General features: G+C 45.7%; 15 protein-coding genes and 3 pseudogenes. 1 reads left to right on the forward strand and 17 read right to left on the reverse strand.

Annotated features, from left to right (window positions below):
• Positions 1-279 precede the first annotated feature (279 nt).
• From AACQ21_RS11700 to AACQ21_RS11775, 17 genes and pseudogenes are all read right to left on the reverse strand, one after another.
• The gene (locus AACQ21_RS11700; RefSeq protein ID WP_017046811.1) at positions 280-1,575 is read right to left on the reverse strand and encodes a type VI secretion system ImpA family N-terminal domain-containing protein; all 1,296 of its coding nucleotides are present in this window, start codon (positions 1,573-1,575) and stop codon (positions 280-282) included.
• Positions 1,576-1,632: 57 nt separating this feature from the next.
• Entirely contained in the window at positions 1,633-5,178 is a 3,546-nt protein-coding gene (gene tssM, locus AACQ21_RS11705; protein WP_017045001.1) for a type VI secretion system membrane subunit TssM, read from the reverse strand.
• Between the two features lie 17 nt (positions 5,179-5,195).
• On the reverse strand, positions 5,196-6,593 hold the full coding sequence (tssA, locus tag AACQ21_RS11710) for a type VI secretion system protein TssA (protein WP_017046812.1): 1,398 nt from the start codon (positions 6,591-6,593) through the stop codon (positions 5,196-5,198).
• 9 nt (positions 6,594-6,602) lie between these two features.
• Positions 6,603-7,262 (reverse strand): type VI secretion system-associated protein VasI, encoded by a 660-nt coding sequence (gene vasI / locus AACQ21_RS11715; RefSeq protein WP_013868303.1) that lies wholly within the window; start codon positions 7,260-7,262, stop codon positions 6,603-6,605.
• A pseudogene (locus AACQ21_RS17405) lies at positions 7,259-7,423 on the reverse strand (helix-turn-helix domain-containing protein); the annotation flags it as partial. The pseudogene AACQ21_RS17405 and the gene vasI, both read right to left, overlap by 4 nt.
• An 80-nt stretch (positions 7,424-7,503) precedes the next feature.
• Positions 7,504-8,821: pseudogene (locus AACQ21_RS11720) on the reverse strand (sigma-54 interaction domain-containing protein); the annotation flags it as partial.
• 2 nt (positions 8,822-8,823) lie between these two features.
• Positions 8,824-11,442 carry a type VI secretion system ATPase TssH gene (gene tssH, locus AACQ21_RS11725; protein WP_105977456.1) on the reverse strand — a complete coding sequence of 873 codons (2,619 nt, stop codon included), beginning with the start codon at positions 11,440-11,442 and terminating at the stop codon, positions 8,824-8,826.
• Positions 11,443-11,465: 23 nt separating this feature from the next.
• Positions 11,466-12,239 carry a type IVB secretion system protein IcmH/DotU gene (icmH, locus tag AACQ21_RS11730; protein WP_026028435.1) on the reverse strand — a complete coding sequence of 258 codons (774 nt, stop codon included), beginning with the start codon at positions 12,237-12,239 and terminating at the stop codon, positions 11,466-11,468.
• Between the two features lie 2 nt (positions 12,240-12,241).
• Complete coding sequence (gene tssK, locus AACQ21_RS11735) at positions 12,242-13,576, reverse strand: type VI secretion system baseplate subunit TssK (RefSeq protein WP_017044997.1); 1,335 nt, start codon at positions 13,574-13,576, stop codon at positions 12,242-12,244.
• 4 nt (positions 13,577-13,580) lie between these two features.
• Positions 13,581-14,060, reverse strand: coding sequence for a type VI secretion system lipoprotein TssJ (tssJ, locus tag AACQ21_RS11740; RefSeq protein WP_013868298.1), 480 nt, complete (start codon positions 14,058-14,060; stop codon positions 13,581-13,583).
• A 2-nt stretch (positions 14,061-14,062) separates the two neighbouring features.
• Positions 14,063-15,535: a type VI secretion system-associated FHA domain protein TagH gene (tagH, locus tag AACQ21_RS11745; protein WP_094125344.1), complete on the reverse strand. Its 1,473-nt coding sequence runs from the start codon at positions 15,533-15,535 to the stop codon at positions 14,063-14,065.
• A 4-nt stretch (positions 15,536-15,539) separates the two neighbouring features.
• On the reverse strand, positions 15,540-16,562 hold the full coding sequence (tssG, locus tag AACQ21_RS11750; RefSeq protein WP_105977457.1) for a type VI secretion system baseplate subunit TssG: 1,023 nt from the start codon (positions 16,560-16,562) through the stop codon (positions 15,540-15,542).
• Positions 16,526-18,295, reverse strand: coding sequence for a type VI secretion system baseplate subunit TssF (gene tssF, locus AACQ21_RS11755; RefSeq protein ID WP_013868296.1), 1,770 nt, complete (start codon positions 18,293-18,295; stop codon positions 16,526-16,528). The genes tssG and tssF overlap by 37 nt, the downstream gene beginning before the upstream one ends.
• A gap of 6 nt (positions 18,296-18,301) precedes the next feature.
• Positions 18,302-18,739, reverse strand: coding sequence for a type VI secretion system baseplate subunit TssE (gene tssE, locus AACQ21_RS11760; protein WP_013868295.1), 438 nt, complete (start codon positions 18,737-18,739; stop codon positions 18,302-18,304).
• A gap of 2 nt (positions 18,740-18,741) precedes the next feature.
• Positions 18,742-20,217, reverse strand: a complete 1,476-nt coding sequence (gene tssC, locus AACQ21_RS11765) for a type VI secretion system contractile sheath large subunit (protein WP_026027753.1) — start codon at positions 20,215-20,217, stop codon at positions 18,742-18,744.
• A 49-nt stretch (positions 20,218-20,266) separates the two neighbouring features.
• Positions 20,267-20,776, reverse strand: a complete 510-nt coding sequence (tssB, locus tag AACQ21_RS11770; protein WP_017043584.1) for a type VI secretion system contractile sheath small subunit — start codon at positions 20,774-20,776, stop codon at positions 20,267-20,269.
• 387 nt (positions 20,777-21,163) lie between these two features.
• Complete coding sequence (locus tag AACQ21_RS11775; RefSeq protein ID WP_094131750.1) at positions 21,164-22,252, reverse strand: hypothetical protein; 1,089 nt, start codon at positions 22,250-22,252, stop codon at positions 21,164-21,166.
• Between the two features lie 574 nt (positions 22,253-22,826).
• Between AACQ21_RS11775 and AACQ21_RS11780 the strand changes: the two are divergent.
• Positions 22,827-23,098: pseudogene (locus AACQ21_RS11780) on the forward strand (RNA pseudouridine synthase); the annotation flags it as partial.

Here is a 23,098-nt window from a genome sequence, read left to right on the forward strand (position 1 = left end):
GCAGGCCCGCTTGCGCGCTATCAGACAGCGATTCCACGCCTTGGTATTCACGCACCACTAACGTGTCGTCTGCCAAACCCTCCACGGTGAGCCTAAAACTTAACCTTGCCATCTTTTTCCCTTCCACTCTTTCATCGCAAAATAACACTAGTACAGCAAGTGCAGTGCCAGATATTTTTCTTTTATATTCATGAGCTTATAAACAGCTCGATTGACAAAGGCAACAAACTGCCTGATATGAGCAAAAAGTTGCCCTTCAATAACCAATTGTTGCTCAGCTTATTGAGTCTGAGCTTCCTGATTATGTGTCACAGTCAAATGCTCAAACTGCTTGTCGAGCTCGGCCATTTTCCAGCTCAAATTATTAAGCCGCTGCTTCAGAATCATAAACTCCTGTTCAGCCTGTACAACATCACCTTTTTTGAGCAACTCTTCGACATATGCAGCTCTCCCGTAAATAGGAGACAAACTAATAGCGAACTCCTCCAACGATTTGGTTTGTCTTTGCAGTTCGGTTAATTTTCCTTTTTGCGCGAGCAGCGCGATGTTAGCCATCTTGGTTCGCGTTTCACTAAAACGCTCCATAAAGCGCTCAGTTTGTTGCAGAGCTTCACGCTTAGCATCGGCAAACGCTTGATCAACCTCCAGCACCGATTCGGTTTGGGGATAAAGTTGCAATAACGCATCCAACACTTGCTGGGCTTCAACACGAGCCGATTCAAAAGAGCGCGCCATTTTTTGCTCAATCGCCTCTCGGTACAATGGCACAATCTCATTTGACAACTGTTCAAGCTTGGCTGGCGAGTTAGCCTGTTGAAACGCATTGACCTGCTCTGGCGTATGTAAAGCAGGTAACCTTAGGTTGGTTGCATAAGATATTGAGTTGAAAAACGGCAAATAAGTGACGGCCCCATACACCATCACAACACCAAGAACACCGGATATAAAAGCGGCCACATGCGTAACACGTGAGCGCTTTTGATTACGCACCTGCTCAACCTGTTCCGTTTGGGTATGGCGCTTTAGCAGCGAATGATATTGCGTTTCTAAACGATCAATATGTTCAAAAATAGCAAAACCTACTCCTTCGAAATCAACCAAATAGTCCGGCTGTTGCAGCTCTAAAATGGCATGCATACGCTCACAAAAGCGCTCACAACGGTATAAATCACGCAGTGCTTCATGATTCGGACGCAGATCTTTTAACTCCCGCACTACACGAGCATTAACCCAATCGAGCACTTCCTTGCGCATTTTCGCCGATTTTACGTCCGGTTTTGGCAAATTACTTAAGCAGCAACACAGCAGTTCAACACCATTGGCGTATCCCGCTAAGCCCTGCATTTTTAAACAGGCTACGGTGTAATAACCGCACAGCAAAAGGTCAATCCCCGGGCCTTTTGCTAATGTTTCACAAGCAACTTTCACCACAGCCCAGTCTGGACCACCTGATAATGGGTTGTTACGACGATTGATCTCATCTCTCACCTTTTGGTAGGCATCAATGTGACGAACAGCGGCAGCATCATCTATCAAATGAAAACGAGCGTGGTCGATAAATACAATATTGGACATGACTACAGCGTCCTAAGTGAGTTGAGGAGCGATGACCAATCGCTCCTCACTATTATTTTAGTAAAGGGTTTTCGAGAGTTTGAATGACTTAAATAACCGCTCGGTGAATGGGTTAATATCTGCCTCTGAATTGAGTCGATAAATCATCTCACCACCGTCAACTGCAAACTTAAAGTCAACCGACGTGGAACTAGCACCCACCACATCACCTTGTTCAAGCAAGCGGAAAAATGCCCACGGGCCTTGGATATTAATACTTCGTGGCGACATATTATTTTTAGTCGGCACTAACGTTACTTTAGAGATCGCAGAATCACGCAGCGTATTTGGCCAAATCAACTCGACACTGTCTCTTGGGCCGTGACTATAAGCGAGATATTGACCATCAACATTCAGCACACTGCGGCGTTTGTTGTTACTCAAGCGTAACGGTTCAACCGAGAAACTAACGTCTAAGACCCCTTTGCGGTTAAAGAAAGCTTGCTGAATTTTCTTCGCCTGCTTGAGCTGTTCTAGAACGTCTTTGCGAATAATCGACTGCGCGTTATCGTCATCATTGACCGCAATATTTTCTTCCACAAACATTCTTAGCTGGTTGTTGTAGAAGTTGTCTAATGTGCCGTTGGGCGCAAAAAACGCTTCAAAGTCAGAAAGAGAACTGTCTTTGTTGGAAGACTCATTAAATGGATAGCGCCCAGCCAATTTCTCTTCAAAGGTTTTGTAAACATCATCATGCCAACGAACTTCAAGGTGCTTAATCGCTTCTTGTTTGACAACATACCAACTCTCATCCGCCAGTTTAGACACCATTGTATCGAGCGGTTTAGGCAAACCTGATGCAATACGTTTCACCGTGTAAATTGGATCAGCGTTCACTAATTTTACGCGTGCTTTGGTGGCATCCAGCGCAGCCATACCAACATCTGGCGCTTCTTGAATAGATTTGAGGTAATTTTGTAACTCTTCCACCGCCACTAATACTTCATTTATGTACGCTGGCTTATCACCGACTGGCTTGAGCATAGCGTTTAGTTCAGCAAAGGGCGCATCAATCTGCGAAGCAACTTTGTATTTTGGATTTTTTAACAGCTCTTTTTGCGCGGCTTCATCTTTAGGCACACTGGCATACATTTGAGTATTGCTTTCTAAAGTGCGAAGCAAACGCTGCATCGGTTCAATGTTGCCAGTAAAGTTTTCTAATACTGACACCGCGTCATTGATGTCGCTAAAATACTTAACGCTGATTTCATTAAGAGCCGCACGCCAGGTATTGGTGTAGTCCGCCACATACAAGCTGCGGATTTTGTTACGAAGGTCATGCTTATCCGCTTCGCTAAATTGAGCCGATTTGGATTGCCCTAGTACCCAACTGTCGATCAAGGCCAGCTCAGAAACGGATTCTGATTGCGGCATGAAGTAATCTTCAAACCCTTTTTTGGTGAGCATTTGCGGAATATACAGCGAGCTGCTGTTGACCACTCGCTCTTCAAAAACCACATCAAAGACGGGGCCAATCAAGTTGCGTAAATTGATCGAGGGGCCAAGAACCGTTTGTGCATTCAACTTCAAATTACGGTAAACACGTTGATCGTTAGGCATAGAACCAAGATCAGACTGCACTTTCGCCACCACCTGATCATAAGGCTTCATCACCGACTCTGCATTGCGATCACCGCGAGCGCGATCACCCGCTAAATCCGTGTGTAACATGGCGTAGTCTAAATGCCCCAGTAGTTCTTCTTGGATCACACGTTGCCCAGCGAACTCTTGCTGCCAGTATTTGGAGAAATAATCGAGTACATAATCCTTATAGCGGCCACTTTTATCTACCATCATGCGATAAACACGCAGCACGGCCAGCTTCTCTTCATCTGTTTTGGCTTGGTTAAGCTGCACAACGACATCAGCCATTAGCAGAGGTAAAAATCGGTTTTCCAATAGATTCAAATAGGTCGCTTCAACCATTGGACCAATCGTGTGGCCTTGGTACAAACCAAAATCGGAAATGTACTGTGGTTTATCACGGAAGAAGCCAAACTCTAACGTCGCTTCACGAATTTTATTGAGCGGCACGAGAACATCTTGCTGAGAGGCTAAATAAAGATTAGAGGGGAACTCGTTTTTGTACTCGTTTACTTTCGCTAACACCGCATCAGAATGCTTCACGTTACTAAGGTAATAACGATGCCAAGTGCCGACTAATAACACAGTTGCAATAGAACAAGCCACTACTGACAAACCAATCAAGCGCCGTTTTTGCTTCGCAACACGAAAATTATCTGAGGCAAGCCCAGCTTCAGGATAGATGATGTTATTAAACAGTTTTTGTGTGAAATAAACCGTTGAGTTTTTGGCTTGCTGCGCTTTGTTGATCGCATGATCTAGCCCGTAACGACGTGAAGCAGCATCATCAAATGCGTTTGTGGGTACGCCCTGTTGATACACAGAAGTGAAATACGCACCACGCACCAAAGCCGACGTAGAGAACTGATCACTGGCCAATGCATCGTTGAAAAATTGTAATAAGATCTCTTTTAAACCAGAAATTTGACGCGTGAAACTATAAATAGCATTGCGCTCTTCGAGATCCATAGGTACAGAAACGGCGTGCGGCAACACATCATTAATGCGCTCAACAAACTGACTGTAGTCTTTTGAAAACTCGTTGAGCCAGTTATCCAAGTCATCAATAGAGTCGAGCGAAAAGGTAAAGCCCAGCACATCTTCACGCTGACTGCGCGAGTAATGTTTAAAGAAAGGTTCAAAACCGTGTAATAAATCCAATTTCGTCAATGCAATATAGACAGGTAGACGCGTGGATAACGTCTCCATCAATTCACGTAAACGAGCACGCAATAAATTGGCGTAAGCTTTACGCTCGGTTGCAGTTGCGGTTGCTAAGTGAGAAACGTCTAACGCTAAAACGATACCGTTGAGTGGACGACGGCTACGCGTTCTCTCCAACCAATTAACAAAATGAAGCCACAAACGGCGCTCCATCGCACCATCGTTATCATTGCTGTGGTTACCTTGTGTCAGTAGCTCTCCATCTGGATCAATCAATACCGATTCATCGCCAATCCACCAATCAAACGAATACGGGTTTTCACTTTTTTGACCCGAGGCTCGCATTACCGAAGAAAAAACAAAGTTTTGCCCAGAGCGGTTGATGAGGCTGGTTTTACCGGCATTTTCCAAACCGAGCACTAAATACCATGGCAACGCATAAAGATAATTACGTTTATTGAGGTTCTCTTTCATGCTGACCATCACTTGGTTCAGCTCAACCTCTTGGCGCTCTTCATAGGCTTTAATTGGATCTTGGCGAAGCTGATCTTCACGTTTTTGCTCGGCTTTAAAACCTTGCAATTTTCGCCACTGCCACACACCCCAAACGGCCAAGGCACCTAAAGTGAACAAGCTACTTGCCACTGCGCGAGCGGTTATCGATTCAAGTGGCTTATTACCCGCGATCTCTAGCCAAGGGCCTGCCCACCAAATCGCAACATTCAATAGAATGAATGTGCTAAATAGCAAAATAGGCATCGCCGCGGCAATGCCCGGTGTTAACTTTCTTGCGATCCCAACAATAAATTTCCACATGGGTTTGTGTCCTTCGTTTACTCTGACGTTGTGTATTGTTCTAATTGCTCAACTAATGAGGGTTCCCAATCGGTAACGCTCATGGTGCTAACCTGAGCATGTAACGTTTGGTACTGTTCTTTCGCCATCGCATCTAAATTATTGCTATTTAACAAATCAGCCGATAATAACCGCCAATAGAATTTATCCCTTGGCTCACTGGCGCTAACCAGACCATCGTTGAGCATAGAGAGCGCCACCGCAATGCCTCCCTCTTTCGCTAAGCTAAACGCCTCTTTGCGTTTGTCTTGCCAATCACCTGCTACTTGGCCTTGGGCGCTACTTTGCTGCTGGCTGAGTAGCCACTCTTTTACGCTCGCATTGACAAAAGGCTCGCCTCCTTTGAATTTCAACTCGAGCAGTGCAGGTAGACGTGCCACAAACTGCTGGCTTTCACTCAAAATGGCTTCACTCCACGCCTTTTGGCCTAAGCTTTGCGCGATTTGATAGCTCATCATTTGCCCTTCAAACCAGTAAGGTGCCATGGTTAAACTCTGCTCTACCTTGCGCCATAAGGCTAAATCTGGGCTACGCATTTGGTCGTGATACTCTTTGATTCGTTCTTGCGCCATCGCCCGTAACAGTGTTTCACCGCTGACGTCGTGCTCAGGTAATGAGGTAATACTTGACCACACGGCAAAACGCCTGACTCGTATTGCCAAGGCAATGCCGAACTCTTGTTCAGACAAAAACTCAGCCACCTTTAATAAGGTCTGCTTAGTGGCTTTGTCACTTGAACTGTCGACTGAGATGGCGCTCTGGGTGGTGGTTTTACGTTCAACCGCCGGAGTCTCTTGCACATGTTGAGTCGCTTGCTCACGTTCTGTTGCACGGCGCAGTTGGGCTTGAACTTTAGCCACTAGACTTTCAACGCTTTCAGACATCAGTCCGGCTTGAGTAGTCGCTTGCTGTAGCGCGTCGATCGCGGTGTTTAACTCATCACGATCTGGCCCATCAAATTGTGCGAAATCTAACTTGTCGATGACTAAGGCTAACCGCTGCACAATCTGGCTGAAGAATTTGCGACGTGGCAAACTGCCTCTTTTACCTGGCGCAGGGAAGCAATCTTCCCAGTAAAGGGACATGAAATCGCTCAGCAGCTGCAGCGACGTAGTGAAACGTAGCGGTGTGACTTGGTTATGCAGACACTGCAACAGGTAGATCAATAATTTGAGATCTTTACTTTTTTCGCTGAGCAGTTTGAGCGTACTGTGTTCGACTTCATCCCATTGCACGCTAGCGTGGGAGAGTGACCCCACTTTCATCATTTGATCTTCAACAAAATCAAACAGTGGATCATCAATCAGCCGCTCACCCACAGGGTTATCGGCTTGAATAGGCTGAGTAATACAGCGGCGATAATCGGTTAACTCCATTGGAACTCCTTACCAACCACAGCGTGTTTTTAGTGCCGTTAATGATTGCGAAAGCTCGCTCGCATCAAACTGCAATCCATCAACAAAAGGAGAGTTTGAACGCAGCACAAGGCGATTTTCTCGCGCCATCGCTTTCATCATCTCAATCGCTGGCATGCCTCTGCCTGAGGAAAAGAGCAAACCTAAATCGTCACTACGCCAAGATTGTGCCTGCATATTAGCAATCGACACTTGGATGCGAGGATCATCAATCGCGCTAGGAAACGCCAATTCCACTCGACTCAAATTGTCGATACAGCTCATCAGCAGCACAGGTTTAGCGTTATCGTCAAACTTTGTATTTTGATTTAACGCAACCAAAGTAATCCACGCATTCCCTTTATCATCGTCGCCCTCAACGGTTAAGTGACTTGCTTCCCCGTCTTGATACTGGCTGATGCTATCAAAAGCGCGTTGCCAAGATAGCGGCGCATTGGGCGTTGCCGCTTGAGGCATCACCACGTCAGAAGGCGTTTTAAACAGGTGGTCAAAACAGCTCAATCGCTCTAACCGAGATGTTATCGTCGTGCATTGCTCTGCTTGTGCTATAGCGTCATTTTCCGCATTCGCCATGGGGAAATACAGCGTCATAGAGAGGCAAACTGTGAGCCTAAACAACCGTTTATTCATGGTGTTTTAATCTCCAATTTTTGGCATTTATAGGCCAAGGTCCGCTTGGGAATACCGAGGCTTTGGGCCGCTTTGGCCCTGTCACCAGCAAAATATTGGAGGCGCTCACGGATAATACGAGACTCAAATTCATTCACCGCTTGTTTTAAATCATCCACCACTCGACTGACACCGGGCTCAGCTTTAGCGACCTTATGCCCATGTCGTTCAGTCTCTGGCGGCTGATCGGCTTTAGTGTATGCTAAACGTTGTGTAAAGCAGGACTCCTCCACCTGTGTGCCATCCAGTGTTTGCGCACAACCAAATTCAATAAGGTGCTTGAGTTCACGCACATTACCGGGAAAGTCATAACGTTTTAGGCAATCGATCGCTTTATAGTGCACACCCCGAATGTTGGTTGCATGCTGTTGATTAAAGCTGCGTACAAAATGTTGGCTAAGCCGTTCAATATCATCCATCCTTGCCGCAAGGCGTGGCAAAGTGATCGGGTACTGAAATAAGCGGTAATAAAGATCCTGACGAAACGATTTATTACGCACTTGTTCGAGGAGATTGACATGCGTTGCTGAAACCAAACGAAAATCAGAAGATTGTTCGTTTTTACCGCCAATCGGCCGAAAAGATCGAGATTCCAATACCCGCAGTAATTTGGCTTGCAGGCTCAAGGGCATATCACCGATTTCATCCAAAAACAGGGTTCCGCCATCGGCTTGCGCAATCAACCCTTGTTTATCGCTATCCGCGCCGGAAAACGCCCCTTTGCAGTAGCCGAACAGTTCACTTTCCAATAAGTTTTCAGGGATAGCCGCGCAGTTAATAGCAACAAATGGCGCTTGTTTACGGGGCGAGAGTTGGTGCACCGCTTGCGCGACCAACTCTTTACCTGTCCCTGTTTCACCTTGCACCATCACTGAAAGCTGTGATGGCGCGGCGTTGATGATCTGCTCTCTTAATTTTTTCATCGCCAAACTGTTACCGATTAAGGTTTCAGAGAGGCTCGCAATTAATGAACGACGAGCGTTGTCACGCTGAACGTCAGACAAGGATTCCGATAAGCTTTGTCGATTTTGTTCTTCCCGTTGCATCTCATTAAGCAACGACCACTGATGGCAAAAAACATCCACATACTTGATAAAATCTGGCTGCTCAAATAGGCCTTCCAAGGTATGGGTTTCACCAATCAATAGCAAAATAGACTGAACTTGTGTATCCCCATTCGGTAACGGGTGTACAACCACGCTATCTAACATGCCAACCCGGCTAGTGAGTTGACTAAACAGGCGATTCGATTGCCAAAAGACCAATTCATCAGCGGTTAAGTGCATCGATTTGGCCGATTGCAATACATGGGCAAACGGACAATCAAAATCGGTGACCGACCAGCTTAAATTCAGCGGGTTATCCTGTGGCACTAAGGTACGGCCGTCTGAACTGGGAACCAGTAACAAGCAAGTATCGAGCCTTAGCTCTCGGCGCAGCGTTTCTACAAACAATGCGGCCAATTGGCTAGGCTTTCTCGCGACAACAAGCTCGGTTGCGTAAGCTAACCAGTGACTCATGATCACTCAACCTCTCCAATAAACTCACCCTCTTCCGCCGCTAAATAGATGCGTTGCACTGGTTGTTTATCAGCCAATTTATTTAACAAAGCTAATGAAATCGGTGGTAGTAATTGACCTTCGATGATCGCTTCCAGCATACGAGCCCCATTTTCAGAGCGCGTGGCACGGCTTAAGATCTCTTCGATCAAGCTATCTTCAATCACCACGTCAGCGGCATAACGCTGTTTAAAGAGCTGCTCAAGGCGGGTTAACTTGCCACGAACAATCTGCTCTAGCACGTCTTTGCTGAGCGGTAGATACGGAATAATCTCCATACGAGCCAGTAAGGCGGGTTTGAAGAAAGCCGCAAGTTCTGGGTAAAGCTGCTCATCAAGCAACTGAGGCTGCTGCGCGTAATCGACTATGGTTTGGTAACCTAAATTCGAGGTGAGGAAGAAGACGATGTTTTGGCAGTCGATCACTCGACCTTCACCATCGGCTAACTCACCTTTATCAAAGGCTTGGTAGAAAATATTAAGCACTTCTGGGTGTGCTTTTTCAACTTCGTCTAACAGCACCACAGAGTACGGCATTTTACGAATCGCTTCGGTAAGAATACCGCCCTCACCATAACCAACATAACCCGGGGGCGAACCAATCAAACGTGAAACGGTATGCTTTTCTTGATATTCCGACATGTTGATAGTGGTTAAAAATTGTTTACCACCATAAAGTTGTTGCGCCAGTTGCACCACAGTTTCGGTTTTACCAACACCACTTGGACCCACGAGTAGGAAGGAACCTTTTGGACGCCCCGGACGGCGCAAATCCGCGCGCGCCGTTAATAAGTTACGGTGAACACGCTCAATCGCAGTATCTTGCCCTTTGATTGCCTCACCTAAAATAGCCGTTAGGTGGGTGATTTTATGCAGCTCATCGCTGTTCATTTGGTCAACGGGCACGCCCGTCCAGTCCGCAATTACTTCCGCTATTTGCTGAGCATCGACTTGTGGATGCATGAGGCGATCATTATGAGGGATCTCTTCTAACGCTCGATATTGCGCCTGCAATTGAACAAGTAACTCATCACGCTCAACTTGGGTCTGCTCGCCATGCTCCTCAGAGCCATCTAAGAGCTGATCGCGTAGGGTAATAATGCGCTCAATGATCGCTTTTTGCTCTTGCCAGCTTTGAGTCAAGGCCGCTTTTTCAGCTTCATCGGCCATTTCTTGGCTACATAGCTCATCCAAGCGATGCGAATCAACCACTTGACCTAAATATTGAGCACGCTCAAGCATATCAATTTCAAGTTGACGTTGATGGCAAGCGGTCTCTAGTTGCGCTAAGCGCTTCGGCGGTGTGGTGATATTAATTGCAATACGCGCGCAAGCAGTATCCAACACATCAATCGCTTTATCCGGCAGTTGTCTACCTGAAATGTAACGCGCTGAAAGCTCGGCGGCGGCTTTCAATGCATCATCAGTAATCAATACGTTATGGGCTTTTTCGTAGACACGATTCAAGCCGCGCAGAATATCTACTGCTTGGCTGATGCTCGGCTCTTCTAATTTCACTAACTGGAAACGACGAGTCAGCGCAGGATCTTTTTCAAAATACTTTTTGTACTCTTTCCATGTGGTGGCTGCGACAGTACTGAGCTCGCCTCGCGCAAGAGCCGGCTTGAGCAAGTTGGCCGCATCACTACCACCCTCTTGGTTGCCAGAACCAATTAAGGTATGCGCTTCATCGATAAACAAAATGATCGGTTTAGGCGAGGTTTTGATCGCGTCAATCACGCCTTTAAGACGTTTTTCAAATTCACCTTTGACTGAAGCACCCGCTTGCAACAAGCCGAGATCGAGTGAGCACAACTCTACATTTTGCAGCTGTGTCGGCACATTGCCCGCAACGACGCGCAATGCAAGTCCTTCAATCATGGCGCTTTTACCGACACCAGCGTCTCCCACAACGATGGGGTTGTTTTTACGACGACGACACAAGATGTCGATCATCAAATTGAGTTCGTTTTCACGACACAATACTGGGTCAAGTTCGCCGTTACGCGCTTGCGCCGTGACATTGGTGCAGTATTTATGCAGTGGCGAAGATGACGCTGCATCCAGCGCGGCAGGAGCTTGAGAACCCGCTTTGCTTTTTTCAACCGCCGACTCGGAAGAGTCTTGCAACAGCGTATCAAACCCTTTGTTTAGGCTCTCTTTGTTGATGTGTTCAAAAAGACGGATTAGTTTAAGTGGTAGGTAACGATCAGCGCGCATCAATGCGGCTAAAAACACCACACCTGAACGAAGCTGATTCTGATTCAGCTCAGTGGTAGAAAGCAACCAAGCTTCCTGCAATAGCTCAACCAACAGTGGCGAGAATGCTGGATAGGTATCTAACACTTGCTCACGAGCGTAACTGGCACTGATGGCTTGTTTTACGGTTTCCACATCTAAGTTAGCGTGCTTAGCTATCACACGCACATCCGAAAGTGGGTTCTCTAACAGCACATGCAGGAAATGCTCATAGGTCACTTCTGGGTGCTGACGTTCAATACATAATGAAGCGGCTTGCTCTAGGGCTAGCTTACTCTGTTCATTGAGTTTTGAAATTAATGTGGGTAATTCAATACGGATCACTACAATCACCTAGCCTTTTATAATTAGAGTATTTGGTTCAATTGGTTTAATACGTCTGCCGATTGGCTATGCAGTAAATAGGAATAGCCTAAAAACACACCGACCCAAATAATGACAAAACCAAGCAGCACTGACCAAACCGGTAACTGCCTGCTTAACTTATATTTTGATTTCACCACATGGTCCGTGGCGGAGGTCAGTTCTTTCGGCTCGTTTTCATCCAACGAACTGACGGTGTCATGTAAACGACTGATCACCTTTTCACGCTCGTTGTGGCCACTTTCCATCACACGGTATTTACCTTCAAAACCTAACACTAGGCATTGATAGATAAACTCTAGCAACGCGCGATAACGTTTAGGTTCACCTTCCAAGCGACTTAATATGGTAAACACTTTTTCGCCGCCCCAAGTCTCACTGTGGAAACGAGACAGCATAGAATGTTCAGCCCACACACTGGATGCACCCCACTCGGTTCCCATGACGGCTTCATCCAAAAACGCACACAGAATGTAGCGATAAGCCATCAAAATCGCATGCTCAAACCCTTGCTCGGCAAGCTCGATTTCAATCGCTTTAATCTCTTCTACCGTCTGTTTGTAGATCTGCTCAATGTTTTCGCACTCTGACAAGCTGCGTACCCGCAGCGACAAACCAAACAGAGGGGTAGCTGCATCAATCAAAACATTAGGGTTATCACCACGCAGTTGAAACCAGTAATCTTGGTCGTGGTTGATCTGCTCGACGCTGTCAAAAAGCAGACCGCTGTATTGGGTGTTTTTTTTATCAATGGCCATCATCAGCTCCTAATCGCCCAGAATTGCAGGTCAAGATCTTCAAACGCACCCGCGACATGGAAAGCAAAACCACTTGAGCGACCTAACATCGACCATGCTGAGCTGGTTTTATCCAATTGGTAATAGGTATAACCGGCGTGGTAAGGCAGCTGCCTTGGTGCCACTGGTAACGGTGTAATTGGAATGCCCGGTAATTGCAGTGAAATGAGCTCGCGGATTTTCTCCACTGACGATACTTTGGTCTGCTGAGTAAAGAGACGACGCAGTTCATCTAATGGCATGCGTGCTTTCACCGCGATGATGAATTCTGCGCTTTCAACCAGTTGAGGGTCGTGGATTGGGGCAACCATCAGGCCGTACTTACGTTTATCCAACTGAATCGAGACCGCTCTAGGCTCAAGCACGATACTTAGGCTCTGTCTTAAGTTGCGGATCAGCGGCCCAAAAGAGTGGGTCGGCATTTCATGGTTGTAGCTCGGGATGCTCGGTGGTAAACGACTTTCATCGGTAAATGTAGCCAATTCTCCACATACGCATGACAGGCACTCAAATAAACGTTCCGGGTGCAAACTGCGTAGCTCTGCCAAGTGTTGCATCTGGGGTTGTAGACGATTCAGAGCTTGCAACAACATAAAATCAGACACATCCGCGACCCCGCCTTGAGAGGGAGAACTGATACGTTGAGCAATGTTTTTGGCACGTTCGCGCATTAACCCAGATATTTCGTTAATAAAACGGTGCAAAGCCGCATTGCTCGCAACATTAAGATGGCACGGAATAAAATCCGGATCGAGCACGACACTGCCATCAGGACGTTTTTCTAAAATACGAGCGATCGCAATTGAGGCATAAGAGCTTCTGTCTTCTTTTTCAAGCATCAACTGCACACGAACAGGTGAGACATCTAGCGTCGTGGTGTCACCGCGCACGGTATGCACATCACGTACTTCTAGACGATTGCTTAAATAACGCCCGGTTCCACGCTCCTCAGGCCAGTTAATCTCCATTAACGATTCACTGCGAAGTGGCACCGCTAAATAGACCAACTGGTTTGCAAGCGAAGCATCGGCAATCTCAAGCGCATCGGGCAGCACATCTTCCTGAGGAATACGGAAAACGGTTCCATCAGGCATAATGCCGACCGCACGTTCGATCGCGATACGACCAAAAGAGAGATATTCAGGGTTAAGTGATAACTCTGATACTCCGTAAAGGTAGCCACTGACTGATGAGATGCGTTCATCAATATGATATTCAAAATAGCGTTGCTGCTGCTGGAAATGCTGCGGTTTAATGAATAGACCTTCATTCCAAATGACACGATTACGCGCAAACATCTTGTTATTCCACCCTTTCCAGTTTTACATCGTAGTCTTTGAAATACATCAAAAGATGGTATTCCCTACCTTTGTTAAGCACTTTTACGGCCTTTTTCCATTCACTCAGCTCAGGTTCAGCAAAATGCGCCATGACCCCAATGTAGTTCGTGCCTTCATCAATCTCGAACGCGTTCACAAACTTAAACTGGCCTGGTGTCATTACATAATCGTAATTGGCGATAAAATTGCTGCGTAACGCTTTTTTGTAGTCGGCTTTTACTTGGTCATAATCGGCAGACATAAACATCGAATCATCTTTGAGCTCAAACACTTGAACCTCTATCGGCGACGCTTCACCCCAAATATTAGGGTTAGTACCTTCATCACTAACGAGACTGAACGTTACCTTGGTCGGCTGTGTGGCTGGCTCATACTTTTCTGATGAGCTACACGCGGTTAATACCGTCAGTAGCATCAGCAGGACAAAAGACCGCTTGTTCACCGTTATAGCTCCAGCTGTTTTTCACGAATTTTCTTGTCGTAAGACTGCTCGAAAATTTCCCAAAACAGTTTCTCAAATCCTTTTTGGCGATTAGAAGTGAGCTCTTGGTAGTAGTGGCAATACATCTCCCACGCCCAAGCATCTGAAGAGTGATTCTGTGCATCACTATTGCGCTTGTAGTGTTGGAAACGGCGCAGTAGCACTTGAGGAGAAAAGGCATTAAGAATCTGATTTAGGGCTTCGCTAGTGGCGTGCTGCATTGCTTCGTTATGGTCGCGCACATTTTTTAGGCTTTCGGCAATCGCCGCTGGGGCAGACAAGTGCACCACACTTTTATCAGCATCATACAGAGTACGAATGGTTTCTTCGTATGATAGCCCCAAGCGAAGTGGGTTATCTTCAATCGGTTGCAAGTTACGATTCATCATACCAAAACGCCCTTCACTCACTTGCTGGTGAAGCTCAAGCAAACCTTGCACACACGCTTGCAACGATTGCCCAAGCTCTTCTGAAAGCATGTGCATTTTCGCCATATCGTGGCTATTGCCAACGTCAACACCTAGCCCGGTGAGCATGGGGCCGGTCAATAAGTGTGATGCATTGTTTGACGAGCTGTTGTGTTGCTCGGAGTGAGGGTGGTAGCTTCTCGCCACTTCTTCCTCAAGTAGATCTAATACTTTATCGTCCATCGCTAAGCCCTCAGGTACGTTGTAAATGCTGTTATTAATGTTCAAATGAGTCGGTGGTTGCGCAGTCTCATGGTGCTCAACAGCCGGAATAGGTGGTAAATCGGTGGAGGTTTTGCCAAAACCGAGAATTTTCTTTAATCGAATCGATGACGTCATCTCATACTCGCTGTCAGCTTGAGGCGTAAACTGCAGTTGCGACTGCTGGCTATCGTATTCTGGCACTAATGAATGTTGTGCTTGTGCGAGTGGTTTTTCCGTCTCTTCAAGCAACGACTCTTCTTGTTTAATGCCTTGCAATAAATCATCTAAAGCGGCGATAGGGTCCATTGAACTTGGCTCTGGTTCATCCTCGTCGCGGCTGATATCATCCAATGGACCATCTTTGAGTAGATCGAGCCCCTCTTTAGCAAACAGCTGATCCAAAGAGCCATTAATCAGAGAATCGTCTTCACCCACTTGACCAAAAATGACACGAATTTGGTAAGGCCCAATGGCCACTTCATCTTTATGCTCCAACTTAGCCGAGGCACCTTGCCCTAACGGCTTATGAGAACCATTAACATAGGTATTACCAACCAGATCTTGAATGCAAAACGCACCATCAATCACACGGATGGCACAGTGATGATTTTGAATTTTCCCTTTACCGTCACGAAGCTGCCAATGCGCATCACTTGCAGAGCCAATCACACCGCCTTGCACATTAAACATCGCTTGTGCGGATAATCCTGATTCCAGTAGTTGCACATTCGTCACTACCATTGAAAGCGTTTGCTTCTTCTGCATATCGCTATTGCCTTACTTGTATAAGCACGCTTTTGTCCGCCAAATCGCGCCCTAAAAATGATGACCAACCCAAAGCCACACCACTGTCATGACATAAACTCATCACCGGAGCCTCGCTCTCGTGCATGGTCAGCTCAAGGTCGTAAGCCATCTGCTCTCGTAAAATAAACTCCACCAACTTACACAGCGGTTGATGTTCTTTGCCTGATGGCAAAAAATCGGCAAATCGTTCTCGAGTTAAGTTTTTGATACAGATAACAAACTTACCGTTACAGTCCATCACTGACTCACCCAACATGCTGTTGATCCCAAGCTCACCATTCTGCTTACCTAAGCAAAACTGCTGATAAGGCTCTATCCGGACTTTGCGTCGAACCCACTGGCGAATACTGACTTCTTGTAGATCAAAGCAGTGCGCGATGATGCCAGACACCACTTGCGGTGAACGACTTCGGCCAGCCAAAGTGCCCGCATAAGCCAGCATCTTGCACCAATTTATCGGTGTTTCGCCGCGCAAGTCCGCATCACCCAAACCGACTAAAGCAAACAGCTGTGATGAAAATTGATCCTGCGCACCCGCTTGAAAACGGACGTAATAGCGATACTTTCGCCACACGCGATACACAAGGTTAATCAACCGGTTATTGAAAAAATCTAAAAAGGGCCGCTTGAAACCACCGGGATCTTCTTCGACCAATTGCTGCAAAATAAAACCAGGTAACGGTGACTGTGCCCCAGTTAATCCAAAAAAATTGGTTTGTAAGATCAGGCGCTCATCCGCGAACTCACGTAAATCCGTTACGTCCGCTGGTGCAAAACCTAAACTGGGGTTGGCACTGAATACCAACTGGCATGTCCGCTCCCAATCTTCTGATTCAGGATTAAACGCATTAAGTTTTTGCAGCAGTTCCACCAACTGGTAGAAGTTGTACGTTCGTACATCGCTTGGTAAACCCAGTAGAGGCTTCGGCACAGCCGCCGCAGCCATCTCTAGATCAATGGCTGCATTCCTGTCTGTGTTCCCCATGTGTACTTCTCTTGATTGGACGCGTTAATAACGATCAGCTCATGAAACGAATTGATGCTGGCATATAGGGCAAAAAAGTGGCTAAGCACGGTGCCAAAGAGGTAAAGCTCCCCTTCTGAACCAAAACAGTTTTGATCAATATGAATCGTCGATTGCAGCCCTCGCACTGGCAAACCGCGCAATATTTTATCCACGGGTTGCGACTCAATTTTTTGGATCCCTTCAAGACGCAAACGCGCAACACGCTCCGCTTGGCGATCCACCAAGGCTCTGAAATCGTAAGCTCGCAACACACTGCTTAAGGCATCTTTGGACAGCAGCGATAAATAATTCAGCGATAAGTTAGAAATCAATACCCACAATAGACTGCCATCCAGTACTGGGCGCAGAGATTGTGAAGGCACGGTAATATTGCTGAAAGTGGCAAAGGGGGGCGAGCTGTCTGTCGGCTCACAAATGTCACCGACACCGAGTTCGAGCGGTAATAAGCGATTGGTGCAGGTGAGTTTGAGCGAGATGGCTTCATCGACATGCATGGATTGCGTTTCATCTCCGCGAATGAAAGAGATGAAATTATCAAATCCATCGCCACGGATACTGTCTCTCACTCGTGTGCGGTAGTAGAGCGCTTCACGATTTCGAACCCGCTCCACTTCATGCTGAAAACTTTCAAATGCTGAATAGACACGTTTTTCACCCCGAATTCGTTGACTGGCTTGAGTTTTGTCTTGCCAACCGAACACGCCGTCAACGCTGAACACTTCATAGTGAGAAGGGTAACGACTAGAGGGAATAATGCGATACTCTGAACGCTTGCCCGTTAAATCGATCGGATCGGCATCATGTTCAAACAAATTAATGACAGGGGTGCAGTACAACTGGAAATTATCCTGACGCACTCGAACGTCCGCTGGCAAGGTTTTCGAAAAACTGATTTTCAGTTTGAACGCACCATGCACTGATTTCGGCACTACGCTAGCCAGACGGGTAATGTCAACAAAATGAAATGCTTCAGGAAACGACAAGTATTCCTGCAAAACGCGATAACCTTCATACACATTGGAAGGATAGGGCAAAAGCGACTGCTCGCTATCAAATCCGACCGTTTGGAAGCTATTGCGCGGCAGCGTAAATTCTACCCCCGCGACTTCAACAGAAATCTTATCGAGGTAGTGGTTGAGCCATAGATAGAGCATTTGTGAGCTGTATTTATCACCACCTAAGTAAAAGCGCAGATCATCAAGATGCGCATCACCGACGCTTATCTCACCCAGCATATTAAGCGACACTTCGATGATGGTCGCTTCTCTAGTATGTTGCGCAGTGACGTCAGTACATTTCAGTGGGTAAATCTGCACGTCACGACAGGTTCTAAAGTGGCATTTGGTGCCGAAAACAGGCTTGCTATCGAGCTGAGTGCCACGAGCGATTTGCTGCTTATCACTGACACTTTTATCCGGTGTGAACGAGACAATACTCATGCTTGGCACAGGACGTAAGTAGTTTGGCCATAGCATGTTGATGATGGAGTGCGTTAGCTCAGGAAATTCATCTTCAACTTTTTCGCGCAAGCGAGCGGTGAGAAAGGCGAAGCCTTCCAATAAACGTTCGACATCAGGATCCGTCGTTTTACCGTGTAAAAAGCGAGAGAGTTGAGGATGAATTTCAGTGAAATGCTTTCCTTGTTCTTTAAGGAAAGCAAGCTCTTCTCTGAAGTACTTATCTTGAGCCATAATTTTCTAATACACTCGGTACTTTCGGTTTTGATCCAGTAGCAGGTTGAACTGCACTTTCTCATGTAACGCATCACTGTTTATTTCGGCCACAATATGGAAGCGCAGCATCAAAGGGCTAAACACGTCCGACTCGGATCGAATCACAATATTTCGTAAACGGGGCTCATACACATCTAAGCAGCTTTGTATCGCAAGCTTAATCCGCAGCGATAAGTCTAAGGTTTCTAACGTTGCATCGTTAAAATCCACTAAACCTAACGTTGGAGCACTTTGTGCCTCACCCATGCGAGTATTCAAAATATTGGAAACATTGCGTTTGATTGATTGGAGCACATCCCATGCATTTGGCCCTTGGGTCAAAGACATAGGCTTGGTGCCAGCTTCTAAACGTTCAAAGAAGCCGACACCAAATGCACTCTCTTCAGGTGCAATATAAGTCATGGTTATGCTTGATCTAATCGACCAACCAATGACAATTCAAAGTTCGCGCCCATGTACTTAAAGTGAGGACGAACAGAGAGAGAGACCTGATACCAACCTGGTTCACCTTCAACATCCATGACTTCGATTTTTGCAGCACGAAGAGGACGACGGCTACGTACGTCTGCTGGTGGATTTTCTTGGTCAGCCACGTACTGTTTGATCCAGCCATTAAGCTCGCGTTCAAGATCTTGACGCTCTTTCCAAGCACCAATTTGCTCACGCTGCAGCACTTTGACGTAGTGTGCAAGGCGATTGATGATCATCATATATGGCAGTTGCGTACCCAACTTGTAGTTGGTTTCTGCTTCTTTGCCTTCTTTGGTATTCGGGAATATTTTTGGCTTTTGGATCGAGTTTGCAGAGAAGAATGCGGCGTTATCACTGCCTTTACGCATGGTTAAAGCAATGAAACCTTCTTCTGCTAATTCAAACTCTTTACGGTCAGTCACCAACACTTCAGTTGGGATCTTACTTTGCAGTGCACCCATCGATTCAAACACGTGTACTGGCAGATCTTCAACCGCACCGCCACTTTGTGGGCCAATGATGTTTGGACACCAACGGTACTTGGCAAAGCTATCGGTTAAACGAGTAGCGAAAGCAAACGCGGTGTTACCCCATAGATAGTGTTCGTGTGAAGCGCTGACACTTTCCACATAATTAAATGATTTAATTGGGTTTTCTGTTGGATCATAAGGTACGCGCAATAAGAAACGAGGCGCAGTCAAGCCAAGGTAACGCGCATCTTCTGATTCACGTAGAGAACGCCATTTAGTGTATTTAGGGCTTTCAAATGTTGACTTAAGATCCTTGATATTTGGTAGCTCTTCAAAAGAATCGATACCAAAAAACTCAGGGCCTACACTAGAAATGAATGGAGCATGGGCCATCGCACCAAGTGCACCCATGTATTGCAGTAGCTTCATGTCAGGGGTTGATGGCGTGAAAGCAAAGTTACCGATGATAGCGCCAGTCGGCTCACCACCAAATTGGCCATAACCAGAAGAATAAACGTGCTTATAAAGACCGGATTGCGTCGTTTCTGGTGCAAATTCAAAGTCTTCAAGCAACTCGCCTTTCGTTACATGCAACAAATCAACCTTGTTGTTTTCACGAAAATCGGTACGGTCAATAAACAGTTTCAAACCACGCCATGACGATTCCATCTGCTGGAAACGCTCTTCGTGCAAAATCTCATCCATTTGAGCACTGATTTTCTTATCAAGCTCAACCAGCATTTGATCAACGAGTGATTTGTTAACCGGCTCTTCCGTTTGATTCGAACCGATGAGATTCTCAATAAACGCAGCAACCCCTTTCTTCGCAACATCATACCCTTCTTCAGTCGGTGCAATGCGCGTTTGTGCCATGATTTCATCAAGTAAACTGCCTTGGGTGGCACTTTGTCTCTCTAAGACGGCTTCAGTAGTAGACATCAATTTCGTTCCTAAATTTGATTAAATAAAAAGTTGGGTTGATCAAGCCTTATGCTTGAGGCTCTTCTTCTTTGCCGCTCACTAGGCTGAGCTCAGATAGAAGTTTTTCACGCGATTCTTCCGAATTTAGTAGCTCTTGTAGACGCTCTCTAAACGCGGGAATATTGCCCAAAGGACCTTTTAAGGCCACAAGAGCTTGGCGTAGCTCAACCAATTTATTTAATTCTGGAACTTGTGCTGCCACTGAATCCGGTTCGAAGTCAGCAAGAGATTTGAAACTAAGCTCAACAGGAAGCTCAGCATTTTCATCGCCACTCAGTTTATTGCGCACTGTAGTGGTCAGTTTCAAATCGCTTTCACGCATAACCGCTTCAAAGTTGTTCTTGTCCACTGAAACGGTTTGTCTCTCTTCAAGTGGGGTCTCTTCGGTATGGCCTTTAAAATCACCTACCACCAGAGTTTTTAGCGGTAACTCAACTTCAGCCTGTGCATCTCCCGTTGCTGGAATATACTTAATATTAATCCGCTCTTTAGGAGCTACACTTCCTTCTTTAGACATATTACGTCTCCAATACCTATGCCAATCATTGTCAAAATTACGGACAAGAGCGTAGCTAAACTTAGTTACCACTTACTCAGGCCGAGGGTTACATAACGTTGTAAAAATTAAAGTTAAATCTATTGGACTTAAGTTCTAATAGAACTCAAGTCTCTTAATATTTATTATCTGGTAGATTTTAATGAGCATTTAAACAATAAATCCCATTAATTAGCATTAGCTATTAAATTCTTCCCTAAACTACCCCATCAGATTTATCGATATTTTCATGGGGATTTAAAATTCTCGGCACATTCTATTCATATAGGAGCATTTTAAATATAAAAAATCACAAAAACATGATCTTCACCCAAAAAAATATGCCGTTTCTAATACTGTATAATTTAACTAATTAATATCCCAAAAGACATCATGATAATAAAAATTCAGACTATTCTTATAGTTAACAAATATGCCATTAGCTTGTGCTTTTTCTTCCTCACTCATCTTACCAGCAAGGCTTTCTTCCTCTAATTCCAATATTGAGTAGAGCGACTGCATACGTTCAGTACCAGCAGCAGAGAGATATAAATCTAAATAGGCTTGCGCTTTGATCCGATCGGGAGTCACAAAATGATAGGATGCGCTATCGCCGAGCAGAATCTTAACTACCGTTGCCAAAGAGGTAATATCACCTTGCTCTAACGCCATCAGTCGCCATTGATAGGCATCTTCAAAACGGCCTTTGCTCTCTAAAATACCGATGTAGCGTCTCATCGCAGGGATATAGTTTGTCTTCGCAGCCGCGAGATAGAGCTCTCTCACCTTGGTCTCCCTTTCTCCAGGCATTAAAAACAGGCCTCCACCCGCTTGAACTTGCTTTGCTTTATCCATCAATGCTCGTGGATGATTAAAACTGACCGCTTTATCGAGATAGTAGCTATACATCTCGTTATCCATACCTTTGTAAAACTGGGCAAGCTCGTAAGTGGCTTGTGCAGGATCATCTCGTCCTAAACGAATCAAACTATCGTAATACTGGCTTTTCCAATACTGCACATCGCGATCTCTTAACCACTTGGCATCAGTATAAAGATGTTTCATGGCGCGACGATTGCCTAATTCTGCGGCTTTAAGCAGATATTCACGCGCTTCAGGAGGCGTTCTAATGGTCGTTTTGTAGTTCGAAAGCTCCATCGCGTAGAGAAAGGCGGCATCCGAATTGTCGTTGTCTGCCGCGTACTGGAGGTATGGTCGCGATTCCATATTTTTGTATTGCGCTCGAAGCAGTCGTCCGGTAGCAAACGCTTTTTCCGGAGACATATTTCCTACTTCATACACTTCTGCTGCAGACGTTTCTTGCTCAGCATGTAACACCATCGAAGGAAATAAGGAGAGCGCTAAAATGGCATATGTTTTATTAATCCACATTGACGCGACTTCCAAACTTGACGCTTGCGGAACACACAATGATAGACGTTGGCAGAAATCCATCATGAACCGTTTCCATATTACCCACTACAATACTCTGACTCATTATATTTCCTTAACTGACTAACCATTTATCCATAAACACGTAAGCAAAAATCATTCCCTTCAATTACGCTTACTTAAGAATAAAGCCCCACAGCCCGAGCGGGCAAAAAATTGCCCAACCGAGCAACAAATTGCCCGAGCGGGCATAATATTGCCTATATGATAATCAATACTCAGCCTTTACCCATCAAAATTAAAAACAATACACTCATTAAATTAAATAGAATCAGGAACCAATCACTACAAATAGAATTAATGACAAAAAACTAACATAAAGCTGACATTGTTTTGCATAGAAATAAAATGAATTAATCCTCCAATCATTCTATATGTTTTAAATAAACGCATAGCATCAGGTTAAATCGACACTGTTAACTTATTTCTTTGGGATTCACTAAGCTATATTAATGATATTAATAAGCTAGTTACATTAATTAATCGTATCATCATCGCCGTTCAACCAGAAACTGGCATTTCTAGGTCAAATCAGTACAATTCTGCGTTCTCCACCACCATCCACTGCGAGCCAGAGAAAATGCCAACACCAGCGCCCTGTTTTACTGCCTTTAAAAAACCTATTGAAGGCTACTCTCTGCCTGAGCGCTTTACTTTCCCATTTTGTTACGAGCCGCATCCGCTTTGCGAATTAGCGGCAAGCCAGCTGCAACAACACCTGCTGAACCAGCAGAATTGGCAACATAATTTTGGGCTCGATAATCACGGCGTGCTAAACCAGCATCCGGAAGCTATCGGGAAAATGTTTGGTGTTTTAGTGGTGCGTAAACAAAGTGGAGAGCTAGGGTACCT

This window comes from Vibrio sp. V01_P9A10T6, assembly GCF_963877065.1.
GTDB lineage: Bacteria > Pseudomonadota > Gammaproteobacteria > Enterobacterales > Vibrionaceae > Vibrio > Vibrio anguillarum.